Annotated in this window: 3 protein-coding genes and 1 pseudogene; all 4 read right to left on the bottom strand. The window is 70.9% G+C overall.

Going from position 1 to position 2,060, the window contains the following annotated elements; translation table 11 throughout:
* The coding region (hisI, locus tag VF794_RS32150) for a phosphoribosyl-AMP cyclohydrolase (protein WP_331116937.1) at positions 1 to 434 on the bottom strand (434 nt) is incomplete at its 3' end.
* On the bottom strand, positions 434 to 1,216 hold the full coding sequence (gene hisN / locus VF794_RS32145; RefSeq protein ID WP_331116936.1) for a histidinol-phosphatase: 783 nt from the start codon (positions 1,214 to 1,216) through the stop codon (positions 434 to 436). The genes hisN and hisI, both read right to left, overlap by 1 nt.
* Positions 1,217 to 1,975, bottom strand: coding sequence for an imidazole glycerol phosphate synthase subunit HisF (gene hisF, locus VF794_RS32140; RefSeq protein WP_331116935.1), 759 nt, complete (start codon positions 1,973 to 1,975; stop codon positions 1,217 to 1,219).
* A pseudogene (locus tag VF794_RS32135) lies at positions 1,976 to 2,060 on the bottom strand (imidazoleglycerol-phosphate dehydratase); the annotation flags it as partial.

Here is a 2,060-nt window from a genome sequence, read left to right as displayed (position 1 = left end):
TTCAGCCGCAGGTTCCGGTCATCGAGCAGCCGCCGCGTGTAGCTCGGCTTCTCCCCCGGCTCCGGGGCCTTCGCCGCCCGCTGAGCGATCGTCCGATCCAGCTCGACGAGGGCGTCCACCGGGCCGGTGTCGAAGCACGTCTCCGCCCCGGTGTGACACGAGGGACCCGCCTTCGCCACCCGCGCCAGCACCGCATCCCCGTCGCAGTCCGCCGTCAGCGACACCACCCGCTGTACGTTTCCACTCGTCCCGCCCTTGTGCCACAGACCCCGGGTGCGGGAGCGGTAGTACATCTCGCCCGTCTCCAGCGTCTTCTCCAACGCCTCGCGGTCCGCGTGCGCCACCATCAACAGGTCGCCCGTGTGCGCATCCTGCGTCACCACGGTCACCATCCCGTTGCCCTTGGCAAAATCCAGCTTCGACAGATCCAGCATCATGTCCTCGTCGTCGCGCTCAGTTGCTCGCGCACCAGGCTGGCGAGCGCCGCGTTCGTCGCGATCGCGTTGCCGCCGAACGAGGTCCTCGTCCCCGTCCAGTCCGTGAATACCCCGCCCGCCTCCTCGATGATGGGCTGAAGCGCCGCCGCGTCCCAGGGAGACAGCACCTCGTCGATCATGGCCTCCGCCCGTCCCGTGGCCACCAGCAGGTAGCCGTAGCAGTCACCCCACGTCCGGGAGATGGCCGCCTTCGCCGCCAGCGCCCGCCACTTCTCCCCGCGCTCCGGGTGCACCAGGAAGCGCTCGTCCGTGGACAGCACCACCGCCCTGGACAGGCTCGCCTCCTCCGACACCCGCGACCGCTTCCCGTTCCACCAGCACCCCTGCCCCGGCGCGGCCACCAGCATGTCCCCCACCGGCGGGAAGTACGCCGCGCCCGCGAGGATCCGCTCCCCCTCGGCCACCGCCACCAGCGTGCCCCACAGCGGCACGCCCCGGATGAACGTCTTCGTTCCGTCGATGGGATCCAGGATCCACCGGCGCTTCGCCCCGGGCCGCGTCTCACCGAACTCCTCTCCGAGGATGCCGTCCTCGGGGAAGTGGGACTCGATCCACGCGCGCGCCGTCTTCTCCGCGGTCTGGTCCGCCACCGTCACCGGCGTCCCGTCTCCCTTGGTGTCCACCTGGATGCCCTGGCGGAAGAAGCCCAGCGCCACGTCACCCGACCTGCGCGCCACTTCCTCCGCCGCCCGCATCAACGACTGCGACTGCGCGTCCATTCAGGTGCTCCTGATGCCAAGGCCGCTCTCGCGGAGCAGCGATTTGATCGCCCCGACGGTGGTGACGCCGTCGTGGAGGATGCCCGCCACCAGCGCCGCGTCCGCCTTCCCCTCCTTCAGCGCGGCCCGGACGTGCTCCGCGTTGCCCGCGCCACCCGAGGCGATGACCGGGACGTCCACCGCTTCGGCGATGGTCCGCGTCAGCTCCAGGTCATACCCCGAACGGGCCCCGTCCCTGTCAATGCTCGTGAGCAGGATTTCACCCGCGCCACGTTTCACGCACTCGCGCGCCCAGGCCGCCGCGTCCAGGTCCGTGGCCCGCTTGCCGCCGTGGGTGTACACGCGCCACCGGTCCCCATCCCGCTTGGCGTCGATGCTCGCCACCACGCATTGGGCGCCGAAGCGCTCAGCGCACTCGGTGAGCACCTCGGGCCGGGCCACCGCCGCCGAGTTGATGCTCACCTTGTCCGCGCCCGCCCGCAGGGCCCGGCCCACGTCGTCCACCGTGCGCACGCCGCCGCCCACCGTGAGCGGGATGAAGAGCCGCTCCGCGGTGCGCTGCACCAGTTCCCACAGGGTGCCGCGCTCCTCGTTGCTCGCGGAGATGTCGAGGAACGTCACCTCGTCGGCCCCCGCCTCCTCGTAGCGCATGGCCAGCTCGACGGGGTCGCCCACGTCGCGCAGGCCCTCGAACTGGACGCCCTTCACCACGCGCCCACCCTTCACATCCAGACAGACGATCAGCCGCCGCGTGAGCATCTACTTCACCTCCAGGGCGACCGCGCCCTTCGTGCTGAACACCACTCCCGAGTCCACCATCGCGTCGCGCAGCGCCATGCCGAGC

The sequence above is a fragment of the Archangium sp. genome (assembly GCF_036389735.1).
Classification (GTDB): Bacteria; Myxococcota; Myxococcia; order Myxococcales; family Myxococcaceae; genus Archangium.
This window is presented reverse-complemented; position numbering and strand designations above follow the sequence as displayed.